This is a genomic window from Bradyrhizobium sp. 2S1, from assembly GCF_011516625.5.
GTDB classification, from domain to species: Bacteria; Pseudomonadota; Alphaproteobacteria; order Rhizobiales; family Xanthobacteraceae; genus Bradyrhizobium; species Bradyrhizobium septentrionale.
Genome location: NZ_CP147719.1, coordinates 130,059 through 153,561, shown reverse-complemented (window position 1 = coordinate 153,561; position 23,503 = coordinate 130,059). Strand labels below are relative to the sequence as shown.

At 64.8% G+C, this 23,503-nt stretch carries 6 protein-coding genes and 1 pseudogene (1 of these 7 running past the window's edge); all 7 read right to left on the bottom strand.

All coding sequences use genetic code 11. The features are described 5' to 3' along the window. Positions 1-257: 257 nt before the first annotated feature. On the bottom strand, positions 258-1,301 hold the full coding sequence (locus HAP54_RS51685) for an IS110 family transposase (RefSeq protein WP_166308647.1): 1,044 nt from the start codon (positions 1,299-1,301) through the stop codon (positions 258-260). Between the two features lie 192 nt (positions 1,302-1,493). Continuing rightward, complete coding sequence (gene istB, locus HAP54_RS51680) at positions 1,494-2,336, bottom strand: IS21-like element helper ATPase IstB (protein ID WP_166214584.1); 843 nt, start codon at positions 2,334-2,336, stop codon at positions 1,494-1,496. Beyond that, positions 2,333-2,506 (bottom strand): hypothetical protein, encoded by a 174-nt coding sequence (locus HAP54_RS51675; protein WP_166308644.1) that lies wholly within the window; start codon positions 2,504-2,506, stop codon positions 2,333-2,335. Before HAP54_RS51675 ends, istB begins: the two co-directional genes overlap by 4 nt. Positions 2,507-2,676: 170 nt before the next feature. Continuing rightward, a protein-coding gene (locus HAP54_RS51670; protein ID WP_166204126.1) for an IS3-like element ISRj2 family transposase occupies positions 2,677-3,806 on the bottom strand; the annotation gives its coding sequence in 2 pieces (ribosomal slippage) (positions 2,677-3,554 and positions 3,554-3,806; 1,131 coding nt in all). 86 nt (positions 3,807-3,892) lie between these two features. Then, positions 3,893-5,149: pseudogene (gene istA / locus HAP54_RS51665) on the bottom strand (IS21 family transposase); the annotation flags it as partial. 131 nt (positions 5,150-5,280) lie between these two features. Further along, on the bottom strand, positions 5,281-6,705 hold the full coding sequence (locus HAP54_RS51660; RefSeq protein ID WP_224497217.1) for an ISL3 family transposase: 1,425 nt from the start codon (positions 6,703-6,705) through the stop codon (positions 5,281-5,283). A gap of 266 nt (positions 6,706-6,971) precedes the next feature. After that, on the bottom strand, positions 6,972-23,503 hold the end of the coding sequence (locus HAP54_RS51655; RefSeq protein ID WP_283843040.1) for a non-ribosomal peptide synthase/polyketide synthase. The gene runs 19,693 nt beyond the window's last position; the window shows 16,532 of its 36,225 coding nt (coding positions 19,694-36,225); its start codon lies beyond the right edge, outside the window — the gene reads right to left on this strand; its stop codon occupies positions 6,972-6,974.

Genomic DNA, 23,503 nt, shown 5'->3' with positions numbered 1-23,503 from the left:
CGCAAGAGCTTTCTCAGTCGACTTCACACATGGGAGCGGTGCGGTCATGTATACGGCCTGTAAAGCGCGGCGCATGACCGCTGGCCTCGATGAAGTCCGCGACACAAGGGGCTAAATCAATCAGACGCGCTTGAAGCGCATTGTCGCGCCAGCCTCACTCGTGTCGGGATTTCGTCCCGTGGGTTCATCGCCTGTTATTGCTCCTTGCCCTCTGCCGGCCCGCGCCGGTCAGATCTCTTTGACAACTGCTGTATTCATCAAGCGGCAGGCGTAGTCGTCGCTAGCGTCTCCGGATGCCGATAAATCCCACCCCTGTTCAAGAGCGCCCAGGCAATTCGCGCTGTCTTGTTGGCCAGTGCGACCGCTGCCACCTTGTACGGACGTCTGGCGAGCAGCGACTTCAACCATGGCGGCGCCCGATCAGCCTTCCGGGCAATTCGCAGGACGGATGTCGCCCCAAGAACGAGGAGGCTCCGAAGTTCGGGGTTTCCCATCTTCGAGATTCGCCCCATCCGCTCCTTGCCCCCACTCGAATGCTGTCGCGGCGTCAGTCCCAGCCAGGCAGCAAAGTGACGAGCGGATTTGAAGCCGCCGGAATCTGGCACCAGCGCCTTGATGGTCGCCGCTGTAATGGCTCCAATGCCGGGGATGGTAGTCAGTCGGCGCATGTCCTTGTCGGTCCTTGCCGCAGCAACAATGGCTCGCTCGAGCTTGTCAATCTGGTCCGCCTGAGCCTCGATCTGATCGGCAACTGCCGTCAGCGCGAAGCGCGCTGCCGCAGGCAAGCGGATATCTGCTACATCCCGTACGATTGCAACCAACGCCTCGACCTTTGTCCGGCCGGCGGCGGCAATGATGCCCAACTCAGCCAGATGCGAGCGCAGGGCGTTGATCGTCTGCGTTTGCTGTTTCACCAGAAGTGCGCGACTCTTCAGGACCATCGTTCCGGCTTGTTGCTCGGCCGTTTTGATCGGAACGAAGCGCATGGTCTTGCGAGTCACGGCTTCGCTGATGGCCTCGGCATCCGCCGCATCCGTTTTTCCACGCTTCACAAACGGCTTGACGTAAGCTGGTGGGATCAGCCGCACTTCATGGCCGAGAGTTGCAATCTCGCGTGCCCAATAGTGAGCGCTGCCACAGGCTTCTATTCCGACAAGGCAGGCCGGCTGCTTCGAGAAGAAATGCAGGACCTCGCTGCGCCGTAGTCTCCGGTTGAACACCGGCGAGCCATCGGCACCCGCGCCGTGAACTTGAAAAATGTGCTTCGCCAAATCCAACCCGATGGTGCTAACCTGCTTCATGGAACGGTCCCTCCTTGTGGCGTTCGAACAACGACCACGTTTTAGCACGATGATGCTGTCGGAGCGGGCCGTTCCACCACATCAATCAGGATGAGAGTGGCGCGTCAATCAAGATGAGACAAGGCAGCCGAGTGGGCGGATCATTGACGCTGGCCGCGGGTTTGGCAAGCCTTGATTGACGCTGCGCGACAATCACGCAGGATTGCCAGCGTCAATCGTTGCCTTGTCGAGTTCGTTGGGGGTCGTATGAACGGGCGGCCGGCCTGGACCGCGCTTGCGATCGAGGGCAACTTTTCGACGGTAACTTTCGACGTTCATCTCGAGGATCGTGGCGTGGTGGACCAAACGATCGATGGCAGCCAACGTCATTGCCTGGTCCGGGAAGATACGCCCCCATTCGCCAAATGGCTGATTGGCCGTGATCAGCAGCGAGCGTCGTTCGTAGCGGGCGGCGATCAACTCGAACAGCACACTGGTTTCCGCCTGATCCTTGCTCACATATGTGATGTCGTCGAGGATCAGGAGGTCATAGCGATCGAGTTTGGCGATCGCGGACTCCAGCGCCAGCTCGCGCCGCGCGACCTGCAGCCGTTGCACCAGATCAGTGGTGCGCGCGAAGAGAACGCGCCAACCGTTCTCGACGAGAGCCAGGCCGATCGCCGTGCCGAGATGGGTCTTGCCGCCGCCCGGTGGACCGAACAAGAGCAAATTGGCGCCGGCCTTCAACCAGGCGTCGCCAGCGGCGAGCGCCATCGCCTGTGCCTTTGATAGCATCGGCACACTTTCGAAGTCGAAGGTGGCGAGCGTCTTGCCGGCGGGCAAACGCGCTTCCACCATGTGTCGCTCGATCCGACGGCGGGTGCGATCGGCCGCCTCGTGCTCGGCAAGGGCGGCGAGGAAGCGGGCGGCAGGCCACCCTTCCTTGTCCGACTGTGCAGCGAGCTTCGGCCAGATCGCCTTGACGCCCGGCAGGCGGAGCTCATTGAGAAGCAGCTCGACACGGGCAGTATCGACGGAGGTAGCGATACCAGTCATGCAGCCTCTCCCAGGTTCGAGCGGCCTGACATGACGCTGACGCAGGCGAGTTCATCGTAGACGTCGAGCGGCGCCAGCTTGACGGCGACTCGCGGGATCGAGGCCGCCTCAGGTCGGAAGCGGTCGCGCAGAGCGGCAAGATCGGGTAACTGTCCGGCGTCCAGATCCATCGCGATCACCTCGGCGAGTTCTGCAGAGCTGGCGCCGGTTGTTTGGACAGCGCCCCGCGGGATTTAAGTGGATTCCTGCCGGGTTATGCTGAACGCGGGGCCTTACGATTTTGTCGTTGCGTCGGGAGGGCGTAGCCCGACCAGAGCGACGACAAAATCGTCGGCGACGGTCATGCGGCCATCACCATAGCTTGCGTGCCGAAGTAAGCCTCGTCGGGCGTGCGCCCGTCAAGGCTCGAGTGAGGGCGTCCCTGATTGTAGAAGGCCAGATACTTGGCAATTGACGCTCGCGCCTCGGACACGCTGTCGTAGGCGCGGAGATAAACTTCTTCGTATTTGACCGTGCGCCAGAGCCGCTCGACAAACACGTTGTCGCGCCAGGCGCCCTTGCCGTCCATGCTGATGGCGATCTTCGCGTCCAGCAGCACATCGGTGAACTCGAGGCTGGTGAACTGGCTGCCCTGGTCCGTGTTGAAAATCTCGGGCCTGCCGTGCTTCGCCAACGCCTCCTGGACCGCTTCGACGCAGAAGGCCGCCTCCATTGTGATCGAGACGCGATGGGCCAGGACCCGTCGGCTGAACACATCGACGACCGCCGCGAGATAGACGAAGCCACGCCGCATCGGAATGTAGGTGATGTCCATTGCCCACGCCTGGTCGGGCCGCTCGATCTTCAATCCGCGCAACAGGTACGGGTAGATCTTGTGACCCGGTGCCGGCTTACTCGTGTTCGGGCGACGATAGACCGCCTCGATCCCCATGCGCTTCATCAGCGTCGCGATGTGGCGGCGACCGGCGTATACGCCCTCCCGCCGCAGCAACGATCGCTGCATACGCGCTCCCGCGAAGGGATAATCGAGATGCAGCTCATCGAGCCGACGCATCAAGGCAAGGTCCTCGGCCGAAACTGGCCGAGGTTCATAGTAGACCGTGCTGCGAGCCAGCTTCAGGACCTTCGCCTGGCGCACGATAGAAAGATCATGACCGCGGTCGATCATCGCTTTGCGCTCAGCAGGCCCGCCTTGGTGAGCGCGCCGGACAAAAAATCGTTTTCCAACGCCAGCTCGCCGATCTTGGCATGTAACGCCTTCAAATCGACCGGCGTCTCGGCCGACGCCTTGTCATGCCCAAACACGCCGGCGGCGCCTTCCAGGAGCTGGTTTTTCCAGATCGTGATCTGGTTCGGATGAACATCAAACAGTTGCGCCAGCTCCGCCAGCGTCTTGTCGCCTTTGACCGCAGCCAAAGCAACCTTCGCCTTGAATGCCGGAGAATGCATCCGGCGGCTCTTCTTCGTCATCTTCGCTCCTGATTCGCGGCAAGAATCCTCGCCGCTGTCAGGCAGAAAATCCACTCAAGCTACTGTCCGAATTTGCGGAGCCAGCTCTCTGCTTCGCAGGCGCGCTCGTGAGCCAGCGCCAGAAGCTCGACCGTCACCTTGCAAGCGCGCCGGTCATCACCATGCTCCCGCAAGGTCTCGAACAGACGTTTGTAAGCTGCACGCGGGAAGAGTTGGTCGCGATAAACGAGATTGAGGAGCGCCATTGGCTTGCGCCGCAGGGCATGGATGACGTGCCGGTAATCCACAACATGACCGCCCTGGCGCTCGGACACAGGCCGACCGCGCCGCAGCGTCACGACCGGCGTGACACCAACGAAGCATTCGAGCCGGTCGTCGAAGATGCGCACGCGCAGGCGATGGCCGATCAATCTTGAAGGCACGGTGTAGAACACGCGCCGCAGGATGAAGCCGCCTGACGACGTCACCGGGATCACTTTCTCCTCAAAGTCGGTCGTGCGGCCTTTTGGCAGCGGCGCCAAGGCCTCCTTCTCGAGCGCGATCGGCTTGGCGACGTTGGCGTTGCGCCGGCCGACAATCTCGTCGACAAAAGCACGGTAGGCATCGAGACTGGCGAAGTCGCGCGTCCCTCGCAGCAACAGCGCATCTTCCAGTGCCCGCTTGAGATGGCCGTGCGCGCTCTCGATCGAGCCGTTCTCATGTGCGATGCCCGCATTGTTGCGCGTTGGCGCCATGCCATAGTGGCCCATCAGCCCGGCGTAGCGCTGCGTCAGATCCTCCCGTGCGTCGGCGGCCAGATTGCGGAACGCTGCCGACAGGCTGTCGCTGCGATGCTCCCGCGGCACGCCGCCAAGCGCCCACAGCGCGTTCTGCAAGCCCTCCGCCAGGGCGACGAAGCTTTCGCCGCCGAGCACGACATGGGCATGCTCGAAGCCGGAGAACGCCAACCGGAAGTGATAGAGCCGGTGATCGAGCGGCTCACCCGCGATGGTAATACCGAGCGCGCTCACGTCGGTGAAGTCGGACAGACCCAGGCGACCGGGCTCGTGCTGCTGGCGGAAGATCACGTCTTGTTCTGGGCCGTTGAGCGCCCGCCAGGCGTTGATGCGCCGCTCCAGCGTGCGGCGGATGTTCGGGTTCAACTCGTGATGCCGTCGGCGCAGCTCGTCCAGCACGCCGATCACGCGGATGCCGGGCGCAGCCTTCAGGATCGGAACGATCTCGGCGTCCCAATAGGGCCCGAGCGGATCGGCCCGGCGCCGGCCCCTCGGCGTCTTCTTCTGTGAGGGCGGGCGACAATCGCCCTCGATTCGATACGCGCTTGCCTTCGAGAACCCCGCCTTGTCGAGACGAATCAACAGCTTGCACCAGCCGCACCCGGCCGCCAGACGGGTCCAAAAACGCGCGACGCCGATGGGGACGGTCCTCCGGTCGGGCTGCGCCCTCCCTTCGGTCCGTCCCCATCGGCGCAGTCTCACCTTGATTGTCGCTGGCGTCTCACCCTGATCGCCGCCGCGCAGACTGCATAGATGTCGCGCGCGATGCCGTTGGCGAAGCTCTTGAGCTCGCTGTTGCCTGCTTGTGCGATCCATTCATCGAGCCCGGCGATGTCGCTACCACTGAGAAGGGAAACAAACCGCTTCGCCAGATCAGCCGCCGTGGCGAGTTCCGGAGCTTGCGCAAACAGATGGTCGAGGAACAGCCTGGCTTCAGCGTCGATCTGATCCGGATCCTGGCTCAAATACCAAGCACAGCGACGACGCGTGGGAGCTTTCCAGGTCAGATGTGGTTGTGCTGTTCCTCCCGCGTCTGCATGTGCACGCCTGTCAGCGGCCCATCGCGCGACGGTCACACGACTTCCAGTATAACCCTGTTGCCGAAGCTCCCGCCAGAGCTGCTGGCCCACGTGCCAGCCGGAGGCCCACCGCGCTTCGAGCCATGCCTCGAAGGGCGCGAGAAGATGTGAAGGTCTGTGAGGACGCGAATGCTCCGGTTCGCCGCCAGCGGCCAGCCAGCGCTGAACAGTGCGCCTGTCGACGCCGAGCAGTTGGGCGATCCTGGATGTCGGGCAACCTTGCTCGCGCAGGCGGCAGATTTCATCCCAGCGTTCGCGTCGCGCAGCCTTTCGATCCGCCCGCAACTGTGCAAGGCCGGGCGGCGGCACGGAAGCGCTGGTCTTCGCTCGTTGCGCGGACGCCATGATTTGCACGGCGGCGGCTACGTTGTGACGATGGCGGCCGACCGCGTGGCGCAGGGCCTCACCCAAGCTGTTGAACAGGTGCCATCGGTCCGCCACCTGCACCGCGTCGGGTGCGCCGCAGCGTGCGCCATCAGCATAGAGTCCCGCACGATCGCGGGCGACGACCTTGATCCCCGGCCAGCGCTTCAGCCAGCTCGCAACACTGTCAGCGTTACGATCGGGAAGCAGATCAAGCACGCAATTGCGCTCCAGATCGCAGATGATCGTTCCATATCGCTGGCCACGACGCCAAGCCCAATCGTCGATTCCGACGACGGTCGGAGCAACGAAATCCGGCAACGGGGCCGAGTGAATCATTCGGAGCAAGGTGTCGCCGCTGACCGGCATGGCCAGTTTGCGCGCCAGGCGTGAGCCGGGCTCTCCGCCGACCGCAAAGCCGATCGCCAGTTGGCTCTCGCCGAGGCGGGTTGTGCGTCTTGCTTTCGGCCGCACCGTTGCCGGTAGTCGCTCGGTGAATATCCGACGCGGGCATTGCAGATTCGCGCATCGAAACCGTCGCGCGTGAAGCCGGATTTCGACAACCCGACCCTGCCAGGGCAGATCGGCTAAGCGTCGCACGTAATGGCTGTGGACGCGACACGTCTGGCAGCCGCAACAGGGACAGAGCGAGACCGCTGACTTCGGCCGAGCTACGAGCACCACCCTGTTGGTCTGGGGAAGGATCTCGACAATCGAAAGCTCGGAGGAAACCAGTGAGCGGAAGGCTTGGAGCAAGGCGAATCACGGGCGTCGACTGCGATTCCGACCTTATGCCCTTATTTGCACTGTCCGTGAATCCTGCACCCTGCACCAAATGTGCGGAAGAACCCCTAATTGCCGCGCGGAATGCTCTACTTGTCGTCCACTTTCTCCGACTTGAAACCGGTTTACCTCTCAGTTGTTAACCGGGCGATGATCTTGAAATTTTATGAGCCACTACTCTTGGGAGGGGGTCTATCGGCTGTTAAGGCCGTTGATAGGTGTCGAGCCAGAACTCGGCGGTTCTCCGGGACACTCATCATAGTCACGTGGTCGCCCGGAATTGGCACGGCATGAATGGCCTCCGCACTCAGAACGCGGTCCCAACCCCGCAGGGGCGCACCCTCTGGATCTATTGAATTTTTGCGAGATCGTGCGCGACGGCTAAGATGCTCGTTGCTATAGAACTGATGTATCTCAATCGGTAGGGATGGTACCTCATACAAGTCCAGCGCCCTATGAAACTGCATGCTCCTTTCATACGTCAGAATGTCGTTCTCGAGATCACGATCCAAATGGATCGCCCCAACTTTCTGGGCCTTTTCAAGGAGCTTAGAAATTGAACTTTGTTCAGCGAAGCGTTCAAGCATTTCGAACTTCTCGTCGTCTAATTCGAGAGATTCCAACAACGCTTCTCGCAACATTTGGGTGGGTGATACGCTTGACGGTTTTGCAGGTAGCACAACATCGATTAGAGCGATGAATGAAACAGCTTCATCAAGATCCAGTAACTGCTGCGCAATGGCGTAGGCCAAGACTCCTCCTGATGAATATCCAGCGAATCGATATGGACCTCGTGCCTGAATCTCTCTAATCGCCAAATTTACTTGCGAGGCTATCTCTTCAAGATCTGGAACTCGAACTTCACTGAATTGGGGCCATGGCAAAGCGTAGACAGGACATTCTACGTTCATTTCCTGGACCAAACTGGGGACATAGGAGCAGTCGCCCAAACCTGTGGGAACAAAGAACAGTGGCGGCTGCAATCCGGTTGCTCGAACACAAATCACTCTCGAACTGCTGGGCTGTGGTTCCAATTGAGTCTTTGATGCAAGTTCCTTTAGAACGGGGGCTTGGAAGAGGTCGGCGGCACTGAACTTGAGCCCAAGATCAAGTGCGCGACTGAGCAATTGCACAGCTAGCAGGGAATGGCCGCCGAGCGCAAAGAAGTTGTCGTGGCGCCCGATGCGCTCCACACCGAGAAGCTCGGCCCAGATTTGTGCCAGCGTGGTCTCGATCTCGCCCTGCGGCGGCGCGTAGGCGCGATGCGCATACGCCTCCTCGCCCGGGGCCGGCAGCGCGTTCCGATCGACCTTGCCGTTCACCGTCAGCGGCAGCCCCGCCAGCCGCACGAACGCAGACGGCACCATGTAGTCCGGCAGCCGCGCACTCAAGTGTGCGCGCAAACCCCCGGCAAGATCAGATTCCTCAGCTTCGGGGGCGACGACATACGCAACGAGCCGCTGCTCGCCGCGGCCATCCTCGCGCGCCACCACCACCGCATCACCCACCGCCGGATGCTCGAGGAGCCGCGCCGCGATCTCGCCCGGCTCGATCCGGAAGCCGCGGATCTTCACCTGCTCGTCGTTGCGCCCCCAAAACTCCAGATTGCCGTCCGCCAGGTAGCGTGCCAGGTCGCCGGTCCGGTACAGCCGGTCGCCGTCCACAAAGGGGCTGGCGATGAACCGCTCCGCCGTCAGCTCAGGGCGGTTCAGGTAGCCCCGCGCCACCCCCGCACCGCCAATGCAGAGCTCGCCCACCGCCCCGAACGGCACCGGCTCCCCATGATCGTCCAGCAGATAGATCCGAAGATCGGGAATGCGCCTTCCGATCTGACTGCCCGAATCGGTGGTGTCAGACTGATCAAGAGACCGATAGGTGACATGCACGGTCGTTTCCGTAATACCGTACATGTTGATCAATTGTGGTGCACGATCTGAATGCCTTGCATACCACGGCTTCAGAATCGATGGCTCCAGAGCCTCTCCACCCAAAATAACGTAGCGAAGGCGGTTTCGAGCACCGCGCTGACGCTCCAGATCCACAAGAGCTTTAAAAGCCGAAGGGGTCTGATTCAGAACTGTAACGCCGGACTTGCAGATGAGATCATCGAAGTCAGGAGCAGAGCGAGCGGTGTCGCTCGGCACAAGAATCAAACGACCGCCATAACGCAGTGCGCCCCACAACTCCCACACCGAGAAGTCGAACGAGAAGGAATGGAACAGGCACCATACGTCCTGTTCAGTGAACCCATACCATTCCTGCGTCGCCTCGAACAAACGAACGATCTGAGCATGCTCGACCATGACGCCCTTGGGCGTACCGGTGGATCCCGAGGTGTAGATCACGTAGGCGAGATGGCGGGAGGTGAGGCCGAGCGCGCGCGTATCCGGATCCGATTCCGGCAGGCTGGCCCAGGCCGGTGCCGCCGCATCGAGCTCCAGCACGCTCGCATCGAGGCCCACATCGCCCAAGGCGGCGCGGCCCGCCGCATCGGTCAGCAGCAGCCGCGGCGCCGCATCCTCCAGCACCTGGCGCAACCGCGCCGACGGATAGGCCGGGTCCAGCGGCACATACGCCCCGCCGGCCTTCAGGATCGCCAAAAGCCCCACCACCATCAGCGGACTGCGCGCAACGCAGATTGCCACCGGCTGATCCGGCTTCACCCCGAGGGCGATCAGATGATGCGCCAGCTGGTTGGCGTGCGCATTGAGCGCGCCATAGCTTACGCGCTGGTCCTGATAGACCAGCGCCACCGCCTCCGGCGCCTTGCGCACCTGCGCCTCGAACAGCTCCTGGATGCACTTGTCCGCAGGATACGGTGCCGCCGTCCGGTTCAGCTCCTCCAGCAGATAGGTACGCTCGTCCGCTGGCAGGATGTCCAGCTCCCGCACCGGCGTGTCCGGCGCCCGCTCCAGCGCCTCTGCCAGCTGCTCGAGCGCCCGCTGCATGTAGCCGCAGATCCGATCCGCCGAGATAGGCTCCGCCACCTGCGCCGTCAGCCCGAGCGCCTCGCCAAAATCCTCCACTGACAAGGTCAGCGGATAATTGGTGCGCTCCTCCCCGCCCAGCCATTCCACGCCCACCAGACTGTCATCGGTTGCGGTGGCGACCGCCGCGGTGTTGTGGCGGTAGTTCAACAACGCGCTGAACAGCGGCGCCGGCGCCGCAATGGCACTGCAGCGCTGCGCCAGCGCCAGCGAGGCATGCTCATGTGCCAGCAGCTCGGCCAGCCGGGCATGCGTGGTTCGCACGCTCGCCTCGACCGCAGTCCCATCAAGATCAAGCCGCAGCGGCAGGGTGTTGATGAACAGCCCCATGGCGCGGTCGGCGCCGGCGTTGCCCTGCAGGCGGCCGAACAGCACCGTGCCGAACACCACCTGCTCGCGGCCGCTGCTGCGCGCCACCACCTGCCCCCACGCCAGATGGCACAGGCTTGCCAGACTGACGCCCAGCCGCCGCGCCTGTTCCCGCAGCCGCGCATGGAGCGCCGGCGGCAACAACCGATGCGCCTCACGAACCCCGCCGCCGTCGCCGCGCACCTCGCTCAAGCCGAACGGCGTGGTCGGCTCGTCGATGTCGGCCAGCAGCTCCCGGAAGAACGCTTCGTCCGCCTCGGCATCACCGCGTAGATGCACCTGCGCCACCAGATTGCGGAACGGCTGCGGCGCCGGCAGCTCATGCTGGCGCCCCTCCAGCTCGGCCCGGACCTCAGCATGCATCACGTCCAGCGTGGTGTGATCCCCGATCAGATGATGCTGCAGCTCCAGCAGCAGCCAGCGCGCGCTGCCGGGCTCGCGCGCAATCACAAACCGCAGCAGTGGCGCCCGGCCAAGCTCGATGCGGTGCCGGCGCGGATCAAACCGCTCCCTCAGCTGCTCGGCGCCAGCACCATGAGCGCCATCCAGCTCGACCTCGGTCACCTCCAGTTGCGCCTTCCGCCACACCACCTGGGCCGGCTGCGACAGCCCCTCCCAGACAAACGAGGTGCGCAGGATGTCATGCCGATCCACCACCCGCTGGACCGCGGCAAGATAGCGCTCGAGCAGCCCACGCTCGGCAAACGCCATCTGCGATACCAGCAGGTATGGATCGCCCTTTGCCGCCAGCAGATGATGGAACAGGATGCCGTCCTGCAGCGGCGACAGGCCGTAAATGTCCTGGATGTTGCCAACCCCGCCGGGCACCGTGGCGATGATCCGGTCGATCTCGTCCTGTGCCAGCTCGATCAGCGGCAGCATCTGTGGCGTGATCGCCGCACTCCGTTCGGTGATCAGGTTGGCCGGGACCGCCACCTCCTGATGGTGGCCGAGGCTTGCGGCCAGATCCGCCAGCACCGGCTGGGCGAACAGGGTGCGCACTTCGATGCCCAGCGACCGCCGCCGCAGAAGCTCCATCAACTGTACCGCCAACAGCGAGTGGCCGCCCAGTTCGAAGAAGTGATCGTGGCGCCCGATGCGCTCCACACCGAGAAGCTCGGCCCAGATTGTTGCCAGCGCCGTCTCGATCTCGCCCTGCGGCGGCGCGTAGGCGCGATGCGCATACGCCTCCTCGCCCGGGGCCGGCAGCGCGTTCCGATCGACCTTGCCGTTCACCGTCAGCGGCAGCCCCGCCAGCCGCACGAACGCAGACGGCACCATGTAGTCCGGCAGCCGCGCACTCAAGTGTGCGCGCAAACCCCCGGCAAGATCAGATTCCTCAGCTTCGGGGGCGACGACATACGCAACGAGCCGCTGCTCGCCGCGGCCATCCTCGCGCGCCACCACCACCGCATCACCCACCGCCGGATGCTCGAGGAGCCGCGCCGCGATCTCGCCCGGCTCGATCCGGAAGCCGCGGATCTTCACCTGCTCGTCGTTGCGCCCCCAAAACTCCAGATTGCCGTCCGCCAGGTAGCGTGCCAGGTCGCCGGTCCGGTACAGCCGGTCGCCGTCCACAAAGGGGCTGGCGATGAACCGCTCCGCCGTCAGCTCAGGGCGGTTCAGGTAGCCCCGCGCCACCCCCGCACCGCCAATGCAGAGCTCGCCCACCGCCCCGAACGGCACCGGCTCCCCATGATCGTCCAGCAGATACACACGCGTGTTCGCAATCGGACGGCCAATCGTTTCAACGACAACGTCCCCCCTTCGTATGCAAATCCAGGTCGAGTAGGTCGTTGTCTCGGAAGGACCGTACAGATTACAGATCTTCTCGACACCACTGCTCTCAAATGCCTTCGCGATGAGATCCGCCTTCAGCCGCTCGCCGGCCAAATTGATGACGCTTGTCGAAGCCGGTACTGCTTTCTGATCGAGCAGAGCGGCGATCGCCGAAGGGACGGTGTTGATTAAGGAGACATCCGACTGCGTTTGCGCATTCTCGACAAGGTGCAGCCTGGTTCCTTGCGAGAGTGGAACGAAGCACTCGTAGATCGACAGATCAAAGCTGATCGAGGTGGCAAACAGCGTCCGGCTGATTTCTGATTCCGCAAACACGCCGCTGCTCCAATGCAGCAGGTTGACAGTGCTCCGATGCTCGACCATGACGCCCTTGGGCGTACCGGTGGATCCCGAGGTGTAGATCACGTAGGCGAGATGGCGGGAGGTGAGGCCGAGCGCGCGCGTATCCGGATCCGATTCCGGCAGGCTGGCCCAGGCCGGTGCCGCCGCATCGAGCTCCAGCACGCTCGCATCGAGGCCCACATCGCCCAAGGCGGCGCGGCCCGCCGCATCGGTCAGCAGCAGCCGCGGCGCCGCATCCTCCAGCACCTGGCGCAACCGCGCCGACGGATAGGCCGGGTCCAGCGGCACATACGCCCCGCCGGCCTTCAGGATCGCCAAAAGCCCCACCACCATCAGCGGACTGCGCGCAACGCAGATTGCCACCGGCTGATCCGGCTTCACCCCGAGGGCGATCAGATGATGCGCCAGCTGGTTGGCGTGCGCATTGAGCGCGCCATAGCTTACGCGCTGGTCCTGATAGACCAGCGCCACCGCCTCCGGCGCCTTGCGCACCTGCGCCTCGAACAGCTCCTGGATGCACTTGTCCGCAGGATACGGTGCCGCCGTCCGGTTCAGCTCCTCCAGCAGATAGGTGCGCTCGGCGGCCGACAGCAGCTCAATCCGCCCGACCTCTTGCTGCGCATCGGCAGCCATCGCCCGCAGCAGCGCCAGCAGATAATCCCGCTGCCGCTCGATCGTCGTCTGATCAAACAGCGCGGTGGCATAAGCCAGCGTTCCGGCGATCTCCTCACCCTGCTCGCCAAGGCTCAGCTCCAGATCGAACTTGACCTGATCAATCTCTTCCCCGGCAGCTTCCACACTCAGCCCCGGCAGGTCCAATGACCCAACCGCATTGTTCTCCCAGGCCAGCATCACCTGGAACAACGGCGTATGATCAAGAGCCCGCGGCGGCTGCACGATCTCCACCACCTGCTCGAACGGCAGCTCCTGGTGCTCCTGCGCTCCCAACGCCGTGCGCCGCGTCCGCTCCAACAGCTCCGACACGCTCGGCTCGCCCGACAGGTCCAGCCGGAGCGCCAGGGTGTTGACGAAGAAGCCGATCAGCTCTTCGATCTCGCGGTGCCCCCGATTGGCACTCGGCACCCCGATCACAAGATCGTCCTGTCCCGACAGACGCGACAGCACCGCAGCCCACCCCGCCAGCACGGTCATGAACAATGTCGTGCCATGCTGCCGGCTCAGCCGCTTCAGCCCCCGCGTCAGATCCGCATCAATGATGATCGGGACCGTCGCCCCGGCAAACGACTGTTGCGCCGGCCGCGGCCGGTCCGTCGGCAGCGCCAGACGGGCCGGCGCGCCGGACAGATTGCTGCGCCAATACTGCGCCTGGCGCTGCAGCCGTTCCCCCGACAGCCACTGCCGTTGCCAGGCAGCATAGTCCGGATACTGGATCGCAAGCGGCGGCAGCGGATCGTCCTGCCCAGCCGCGAATGCCCGGTACAGCTGAGTGAGCTCGCCCACCAACACGCCCAGCGACCAGCCGTCCGAGACGATGTGGTGCTGGGTCAGCAGCAACACGTGCGCCTCGTCCGACAGCCGGATCAGCCGGCCGCGGATCAGCGGGCCCCGCGCCAGATCAAACGGCGTGCGCGCCTCCTGCTGGCACAGCTGCGACAGCGCGGCGTCCGCATCCAGCCTGCCCCGCAGATCGTGCTCCACGACCGGCAGCCCCGCCTCCTCCGGCAGAAGCTCAACCCGGAGCTTGCCCTCCGAGGTGACAAAGACGCTGCGCAGCGCCTCATGCCGCGCAAACAAACGGTCCAGGCTGCGTTGCCAGGCGCTGCGGTCGAGCCCACCCTTCAGCCGCCACGCCAGCCGAATGTGATACTGCGTGCTGCCCTGATCCAGCTGCGCCAAAAACCACAGCCGCTGCTGCGCAAATGACAGCACAAGCGGCTCGTGACGTGACACGGCCACAATCGCCGGCAGCTCTTGCGGACCGCAGCGGCTCAACAGCTCGACGATGCTTGCCGCCAGATCGGCCAGCACCGGTCTTGCAAACAGCGTCCGCAGCGGCAGCTCGACACCCTGCGCCTGCGACAGCCGGCTCGACATCTGTACTGCCAACAGCGAGTGGCCGCCCAGTTCGAAGAAGTGATCGTGGCGCCCGATGCGCTCCACACCGAGAAGCTCGGCCCAGATCGTTGCCAGTGCCGTCTCGATCTCGCCCTGCGGCGGCGCGTAGGCGCGATGCGCATACGCCTCCTCGCCCGGGGCCGGCAGCGCGTTCCGATCGACCTTGCCGTTCACCGTCAGCGGCAGCCCCGCCAGCCGCACGAACGCAGACGGCACCATGTAGTCCGGCAGCCGCGCACTCAAGTGTGCGCGCAAACCCCCGGCAAGATCAGATTCCTCAGCTTCGGGGGCGACGACATACGCAACGAGCCGCTGCTCGCCGCGGCCATCCTCGCGCGCCACCACCACCGCATCACCCACCGCCGGATGCTCGAGGAGCCGCGCCGCGATCTCGCCCGGCTCGATCCGGAAGCCGCGGATCTTCACCTGCTCGTCGTTGCGCCCCAAAAACTCCAGATTGCCGTCCGCCAGGTAGCGTGCCAGGTCGCCGGTCCGGTACAGCCGGTCGCCGTCCACAAAGGGGCTGGCGATGAACCGCTCCGCCGTCAGCTCAGGGCGGTTCAGGTAGCCCCGCGCCACCCCCGCACCGCCAATGCAGAGCTCGCCCACCGCCCCGAACGGCACCGGCTCCCCATGATCGTCCAGCAGATACACACGCGTGTTCGCAATCGGACGGCCAATCGTTTCAACGACAACGTCCCCCCTTCGTATGCAAATCCAGGTCGAGTAGGTCGTTGTCTCGGAAGGACCGTACAGATTACAGATCTTCTCGACACCACTGCTCTCAAATGCCTTCGCGATGAGATCCGCCTTCAGCCGCTCGCCGGCCAAATTGATGACGCTTGTCGAAGCCGGTACTGCTTTCTGATCGAGCAGAGCGGCGATCGCCGAAGGGACGGTGTTGATTAAGGAGACATCCGACTGCGTTTGCGCATTCTCGACAAGGTGCAGCCTGGTTCCTTGCGAGAGTGGAACGAAGCACTCGTAGATCGACAGATCAAAGCTGATCGAGGTGGCAAACAGCGTCCGGCTGATTTCTGATTCCGCAAACACGCCGCTGCTCCAATGCAGCAGGTTGACAGTGCTCCGATGCTCGACCATGACGCCCTTGGGCGTACCGGTGGATCCCGAGGTGTAGATCACGTAGGCGAGATGGCGGGAGGTGAGGCCGAGCGCGCGCGTATCCGGATCCGATTCCGGCAGGCTGGCCCAGGCCGGTGCCGCCGCATCGAGCTCCAGCACGCTCGCATCGAGGCCCACATCGCCCAAGGCGGCGCGGCCCGCCGCATCGGTCAGCAGCAGCCGCGGCGCCGCATCCTCCAGCACCTGGCGCAACCGCGCCGACGGATAGGCCGGGTCCAGCGGCACATACGCCCCGCCGGCCTTCAGGATCGCCAAAAGCCCCACCACCATCAGCGGACTGCGCGCAACGCAGATTGCCACCGGCTGATCCGGCTTCACCCCGAGGGCGATCAGATGATGCGCCAGCTGGTTGGCGTGCGCATTGAGCGCGCCATAGCTTACGCGCTGGTCCTGATAGACCAGCGCCACCGCCTCCGGCGCCTTGCGCACCTGCGCCTCGAACAGCTCCTGGATGCACTTGTCCGCAGGATACGGTGCCGCCGTCCGGTTCAGCTCCTCCAGCAGATAGGTGCGCTCGGCGGCCGACAGCAGCTCAATCCGCCCGACCTCTTGCTGCGCATCGGCAGCCATCGCCCGCAGCAGCGCCAGCAGATAATCCCGCTGCCGCTCGATCGTCGTCTGATCAAACAGCGCGGTGGCATAAGCCAGCGTTCCGGCGATCTCCTCACCCTGCTCGCCAAGGCTCAGCTCCAGATCGAACTTGACCTGATCAATCTCTTCCCCGGCAGCTTCCACACTCAGCCCCGGCAGGTCCAATGACCCAACCGCATTGTTCTCCCAGGCCAGCATCACCTGGAACAACGGCGTATGATCAAGAGCCCGCGGCGGCTGCACGATCTCCACCACCTGCTCGAACGGCAGCTCCTGGTGCTCCTGCGCTCCCAACGCCGTGCGCCGCGTCCGCTCCAACAGCTCCGACACGCTCGGCTCGCCCGACAGGTCCAGCCGGAGCGCCAGGGTGTTGACGAAGAAGCCGATCAGCTCTTCGATCTCGCGGTGCCCCCGATTGGCACTCGGCACCCCGATCACAAGATCGTCCTGTCCCGACAGACGCGACAGCACCGCAGCCCACCCCGCCAGCACGGTCATGAACAATGTCGTGCCATGCTGCCGGCTCAGCCGCTTCAGCCCCCGCGTCAGATCCGCATCAATGATGATCGGGACCGTCGCCCCGGCAAACGACTGTTGCGCCGGCCGCGGCCGGTCCGTCGGCAGCGCCAGACGGGCCGGCGCGCCGGACAGATTGCTGCGCCAATACTGCGCCTGGCGCTGCAGCCGTTCCCCCGACAGCCACTGCCGTTGCCAGGCAGCATAGTCCGGATACTGGATCGCAAGCGGCGGCAGCGGATCGTCCTGCCCAGCCGCGAATGCCCGGTACAGCTGAGTGAGCTCGCCCACCAACACGCCCAGCGACCAGCCGTCCGAGACGATGTGGTGCTGGGTCAGCAGCAACACGTGCGCCTCGTCCGACAGCCGGATCAGCCGGCCGCGGATCAGCGGGCCCCGCGCCAGATCAAACGGCGTGCGCGCCTCCTGCTGGCACAGCTGCGACAGCGCGGCGTCCGCATCCAGCCTGCCCCGCAGATCGTGCTCCACGACCGGCAGCCCCGCCTCCTCCGGCAGAAGCTCAACCCGGAGCTTGCCCTCCGAGGTGACAAAGACGCTGCGCAGCGCCTCATGCCGCGCAAACAAACGGTCCAGGCTGCGTTGCCAGGCGCTGCGGTCGAGCCCACCCTTCAGCCGCCACGCCAGCGGCACGTGATAGTGCGTGCTGCCCTGATCCAGCTGCGCCAAAAACCACAGCCGCTGCTGCGCAAATGACAGCACAAGCGGCTCGTGACGTGACACGGCCACAATCGCCGGCAGCTCTTGCGGACCGCAGCGGCTCAACAGCTCGACGATGCTTGCCGCCAGATCGGCCAGCACCGGTCTTGCAAACAGCGTCCGCAGCGGCAGCTCGACACCCTGCGCCTGCGACAGCCGGCTCGACATCTGTACTGCCAACAGCGAGTGGCCGCCCAGTTCGAAGAAGTGATCGTGGCGCCCGATGCGCTCCACACCGAGAAGCTCGGCCCAGATTGTTGCCAGCGCCGTCTCGATCTCGCCCTGCGGCGGCGCATAGGCGCGATGCGCATACGCCTCCTCGCCCGGGGCCGGCAGCGCGTTCCGATCGACCTTGCCGTTCACCGTCAGCGGCAGCCCCGCCAGCCGCACGAACGCAGACGGCACCATGTAGTCCGGCAGCCGCGCACTCAAGTGTGCGCGCAAACCCCCGGCAAGATCAGATTCCTCAGCTTCGGGGGCGACGACATACGCAACGAGCCGCTGCTCGCCGCGGCCATCCTCGCGCGCCACCACCACCGCATCACCCACCGCCGGATGCTCGAGGAGCCGCGCCGCGATCTCGCCCGGCTCGATCCGGAAGCCGCGGATCTTCACCTGCTCGTCGTTGCGCCCCAAAAACTCCAGATTGCCGCCCGCCAGGTAGCGTGCCAGGTCGCCGGTCCGGTACAGCCGGTCGCCGTCCACAAAGGGGCTGGCGATGAACCGCTCCGCCGTCAGCTCAGGGCGGTTCAGGTAGCCCCGCGCCACCCCCGCACCGCCAATGCAGAGCTCGCCCACCGCCCCGAACGGCACCGGCTCCCCATGATCGTCCAGCAGATAGATCCGCGTGTTCGCGATCGGACGGCCGATCGGGACAATGGCCTCATCAAACTCAGCCGGACAACTCCAGGTCGTCGCACAAACCGTCGTTTCGGTCGGTCCATAGCCGTTGACAATGGATGCGGCAGGCAGGCATCGGATAAGTTCAGCCTTCGGCAGCTCTCCGGCAAGAATGAGAGCTTGCGACGCCAAATATTCCACATGCTTGCTTTGCTGAAGTAAGGCTGGGGGCAACGTCGCGTGCGTGATGGCTTCGCTTCGCAGATAATCCGATAGCTTGGTGCTCGCTTGACAGAGCTCATCCGCAGGCAAATGCAATGCGGCTCCCGAGCCAAACGCCATTATAATTTCCCAAACACTCGCATCAAAACCAAAGGAGGCAAACTGCACTATTCGGCTGTTTGAACAAACGCCCAAAAGCGTTATCTGAGCCAGCCCCAGATTGACCAAGCTCCGATGCTCGACCATGACGCCCTTGGGCGTACCGGTGGATCCCGAGGTGTAGATCACGTAGGCGAGATGGCGGGAGGTGAGGCCGAGCGCGCGCGTATCCGGATCCGATTCCGGCAGGCTGGCCCAGGCCGGTGCCGCCGCATCGAGCTCCAGCACGCTCGCATCGAGGCCCACATCGCCCAAGGCGGCGCGGCCCGCCGCATCGGTCAGCAGCAGCCGCGGCGCCGCATCCTCCAGCACCTGGCGCAACCGCGCCGACGGATAGGCCGGGTCCAGCGGCACATACGCCCCGCCGGCCTTCAGGATCGCCAAAAGCCCCACCACCATCAGCGGACTGCGCGCAACGCAGATTGCCACCGGCTGATCCGGCTTCACCCCGAGGGCGATCAGATGATGCGCCAGCTGGTTGGCGTGCGCATTGAGCGCGCCATAGCTTACGCGCTGGTCCTGATAGACCAGCGCCACCGCCTCCGGCGCCTTGCGCACCTGCGCCTCGAACAGCTCCTGGATGCACTTGTCCGCAGGATACGGTGCCGCCGTCCGGTTCAGCTCCTCCAGCAGATAGGTGCGCTCGGCGGCCGACAGCAGCTCAATCCGCCCGACCTCTTGCTGCGCATCGGCAGCCATCGCCCGCAGCAGCGCCAGCAGATAATCCCGCTGCCGCTCGATCGTCGTCTGATCAAACAGCGCGGTGGCATAAGCCAGCGTTCCGGCGATCTCCTCACCCTGCTCGCCAAGGCTCAGCTCCAGATCGAACTTGACCTGATCAATCTCTTCCCCGGCAGCTTCCACACTCAGCCCCGGCAGGTCCAATGACCCAACCGCATTGTTCTCCCAGGCCAGCATCACCTGGAACAACGGCGTATGATCAAGAGCCCGCGGCGGCTGCACGATCTCCACCACCTGCTCGAACGGCAGCTCCTGGTGCTCCTGCGCTCCCAACGCCGTGCGCCGCGTCCGCTCCAACAGCTCCGACACGCTCGGCTCGCCCGACAGGTCCAGCCGGAGCGCCAGGGTGTTGACGAAGAAGCCGATCAGCTCTTCGATCTCGCGGTGCCCCCGATTGGCACTCGGCACCCCGATCACAAGATCGTCCTGTCCCGACAGACGCGACAGCACCGCAGCCCACCCCGCCAGCACGGTCATGAACAATGTCGTGCCATGCTGCCGGCTCAGCCGCTTCAGCCCCCGCGTCAGATCCGCATCAATGATGATCGGGACCGTCGCCCCGGCAAACGACTGTTGCGCCGGCCGCGGCCGGTCCGTCGGCAGCGCCAGACGGGCCGGCGCGCCGGACAGATTGCTGCGCCAATACTGCGCCTGGCGCTGCAGCCGTTCCCCCGACAGCCACTGCCGTTGCCAGGCAGCATAGTCCGGATACTGGATCGCAAGCGGCGGCAGCGGATCGTCCTGCCCAGCCGCGAATGCCCGGTACAGCTGAGTGAGCTCGCCCACCAACACGCCCAGCGACCAGCCGTCCGAGACGATGTGGTGCTGGGTCAGCAGCAACACGTGCGCCTCGTCCGACAGCCGGATCAGCCGGCCGCGGATCAGCGGGCCCCGCGCCAGATCAAACGGCGTGCGCGCCTCCTGCTGGCACAGCTGCGACAGCGCGGCGTCCGCATCCAGCCTGCCCCGCAGATCGTGCTCCACGACCGGCAGCCCCGCCTCCTCCGGCAGAAGCTCAACCCGGAGCTTGCCTTCCGAGGTGACAAAGACGCTGCGCAGCGCCTCATGCCGCGCAAACAAACGGTCCAGGCTGCGTTGCCAGGCGCTGCGGTCGAGCCCACCCTTCAGCCGCCACGCCAGCGGCACGTGATAGTGCGTGCTGCCCTGATCCAGCTGCGCCAAAAACCACAGCCGCTGCTGCGCAAATGACAGCACAAGCGGCTCGTGACGTGACACGGCCACAATCGCCGGCAGCTCTTGCGGACCGCAGCGGCTCAACAGCTCGACGATGCTTGCCGCCAGATCGGCCAGCACCGGTCTTGCAAACAGCGTCCGCAGCGGCAGCTCGACACCCTGCGCCTGCGACAGCCGGCTCGACATCTGTACTGCCAACAGCGAGTGGCCGCCCAGTTCGAAGAAGTGATCGTGGCGCCCGATGCGCTCCACACCGAGAAGCTCGGCCCAGATTGTTGCCAGCGCCGTCTCGATCTCGCCCTGCGGCGGCGCGTAGGCGCGATGCGCATACGCCTCCTCGCCCGGGGCCGGCAGCGCGTTCCGATCGACCTTGCCGTTCACCGTCAGCGGCAGCCCCGCCAGCCGCACGAACGCAGACGGCACCATGTAGTCCGGCAGCCGCGCACTCAAGTGTGCGCGCAAACCCCCGGCAAGATCAGATTCCTCAGCTTCGGGGGCGACGACATACGCAACGAGCCGCTGCTCGCCGCGGCCATCCTCGCGCGCCACCACCACCGCATCACCCACCGCCGGATGCTCGAGGAGCCGCGCCGCGATCTCGCCCGGCTCGATCCGGAAGCCGCGGATCTTCACCTGCTCGTCGTTGCGCCCCAAAAACTCCAGATTGCCGCCCGCCAGGTAGCGTGCCAGGTCGCCGGTCCGGTACAGCCGGTCGCCGTCCACAAAGGGGCTGGCGATGAACCGCTCCGCCGTCAGCTCAGGGCGGTTCAGGTAGCCCCGCGCCACCCCCGCACCGCCAATGCAGAGCTCGCCCACCGCCCCGAACGGCACCGGCTCCCCATGATCGTCCAGCAGATAGATCCGCGTGTTCGCGATCGGACGGCCGATCGGGACAACGGCCTCATCAAACTCAGCCGGACAACTCCACGCTGTCACGTCGATCGCAGCTTCCGTCGGACCGTAGAGATTGTGCAGGCCCGTCCGGGGCAATACGCGCCGAACCCTATGCACACTGGCGGCAGGGAGCGCCTCGCCGCTGCATAAAACACGCCGCAGCGACCTGCAGCGGTCAACACTCTTCGCATCCATAAAACTGACCAGCATGGATGGCACGAAGTGAATCGTCGTGATGCGCTGGCTGATGATCAAGTCGACCAATGCGTCGGGATCTCTGTGCGCGCCGGGCGGCGCCAGCACCAGGGTTGCCCCTTCAAGCAAGGTCCAGAAGAACTCCCAGGCCGAGACATCGAAGCTAAATGGCGTCTTCTGCAACACGACATCAGTTGCGTTGAGACCATAGGCATTTTGCATCCACATCAGGCGATTGACGATAGCCCGATGCTCGTTCTGGGCCCCTTTAGGCGTACCGGTGGATCCCGAGGTGTAGATCACGTAGGCGAGATGGCGGGAGGTGAGGCCGAGCGCGCGCGTATCCGGATCCGATTCCGGCAGGCTGGCCCAGGCCGGTGCCGCCGCATCGAGCTCCAGCACGCTCGCATCGAGGCCCACATCGCCCAAGGCGGCGCGGCCCGCCGCATCGGTCAGCAGCAGCCGCGGCGCCGCATCCTCCAGCACCTGGCGCAACCGCGCCGACGGATAGGCCGGGTCCAGCGGCACATACGCCCCGCCGGCCTTCAGGATCGCCAAAAGCCCCACCACCATCAGCGGACTGCGCGCAACGCAGATTGCCACCGGCTGATCCGGCTTCACCCCGAGGGCGATCAGATGATGCGCCAGCTGGTTGGCGTGCGCATTGAGCGCGCCATAGCTTACGCGCTGGTCCTGATAGACCAGCGCCACCGCCTCCGGCGCCTTGCGCACCTGCGCCTCGAACAGCTCCTGGATGCACTTGTCCGCAGGATACGGTGCCGCCGTCCGGTTCAGCTCCTCCAGCAGATAGGTACGCTCGTCCGCTGGCAGGATGTCCAGCTCCCGCACCGGCGTGTCCGGCGCCCGCTCCAGCGCCTCTGCCAGCTGCTCGAGCGCCCGCTGCATGTAGCCGCAGATCCGATCCGCCGAGATAGGCTCCGCCACCTGCGCCGTCAGCCCGAGCGCCTCGCCAAAATCCTCCACTGACAAGGTCAGCGGATAATTGGTGCGCTCCTCCCCGCCCAGCCATTCCACGCCCACCAGACTGTCATCGGTTGCGGTGGCGACCGCCGCGGTGTTGTGGCGGTAGTTCAACAACGCGCTGAACAGCGGCGCCGGCGCCGCAATGGCACTGCAGCGCTGCGCCAGCGCCAGCGAGGCATGCTCATGTGCCAGCAGCTCGGCCAGCCGGGCATGCGTGGTTCGCACGCTCGCCTCGACCGCAGTCCCATCAAGATCAAGCCGCAGCGGCAGGGTGTTGATGAACAGCCCCATGGCGCGGTCGGCGCCGGCGTTGCCCTGCAGGCGGCCGAACAGCACCGTGCCGAACACCACCTGCTCGCGGCCGCTGCTGCGCGCCACCACCTGCCCCCACGCCAGATGGCACAGGCTTGCCAGACTGACGCCCAGCCGCCGCGCCTGTTCCCGCAGCCGCGCATGGAGCGCCGGCGGCAACAACCGATGCGCCTCACGAACCCCGCCGCCGTCGCCGCGCACCTCGCTCAAGCCGAACGGCGTGGTCGGCTCGTCGATGTCGGCCAGCAGCTCCCGGAAGAACGCTTCGTCCGCCTCGGCATCACCGCGTAGATGCACCTGCGCCACCAGATTGCGGAACGGCTGCGGCGCCGGCAGCTCATGCTGGCGCCCCTCCAGCTCGGCCCGGACCTCAGCATGCATCACGTCCAGCGTGGTGTGATCCCCGATCAGATGATGCTGCAGCTCCAGCAGCAGCCAGCGCGCGCTGCCGGGCTCGCGCGCAATCACAAACCGCAGCAGTGGCGCCCGGCCAAGCTCGATGCGGTGCCGGCGCGGATCAAACCGCTCCCTCAGCTGCTCGGCGCCAGCACCATGAGCGCCATCCAGCTCGACCTCGGTCACCTCCAGTTGCGCCTTCCGCCACACCACCTGGG

What these genes read in the sequence shown, in the direction of transcription:
- HAP54_RS51685 (WP_166308647.1), bottom strand. Translation starts at nt 1,301, where the DNA reads ATGAAGCAGGTTAGCACCATCGGGTTGGATTTGGCGAAGCACATTTTT.
- istB (WP_166214584.1), bottom strand. Translation starts at nt 2,336, where the DNA reads ATGACTGGTATCGCTACCTCCGTCGATACTGCCCGTGTCGAGCTGCTT.
- HAP54_RS51675 (WP_166308644.1), bottom strand. Translation starts at nt 2,506, where the DNA reads ATGGATCTGGACGCCGGACAGTTACCCGATCTTGCCGCTCTGCGCGAC.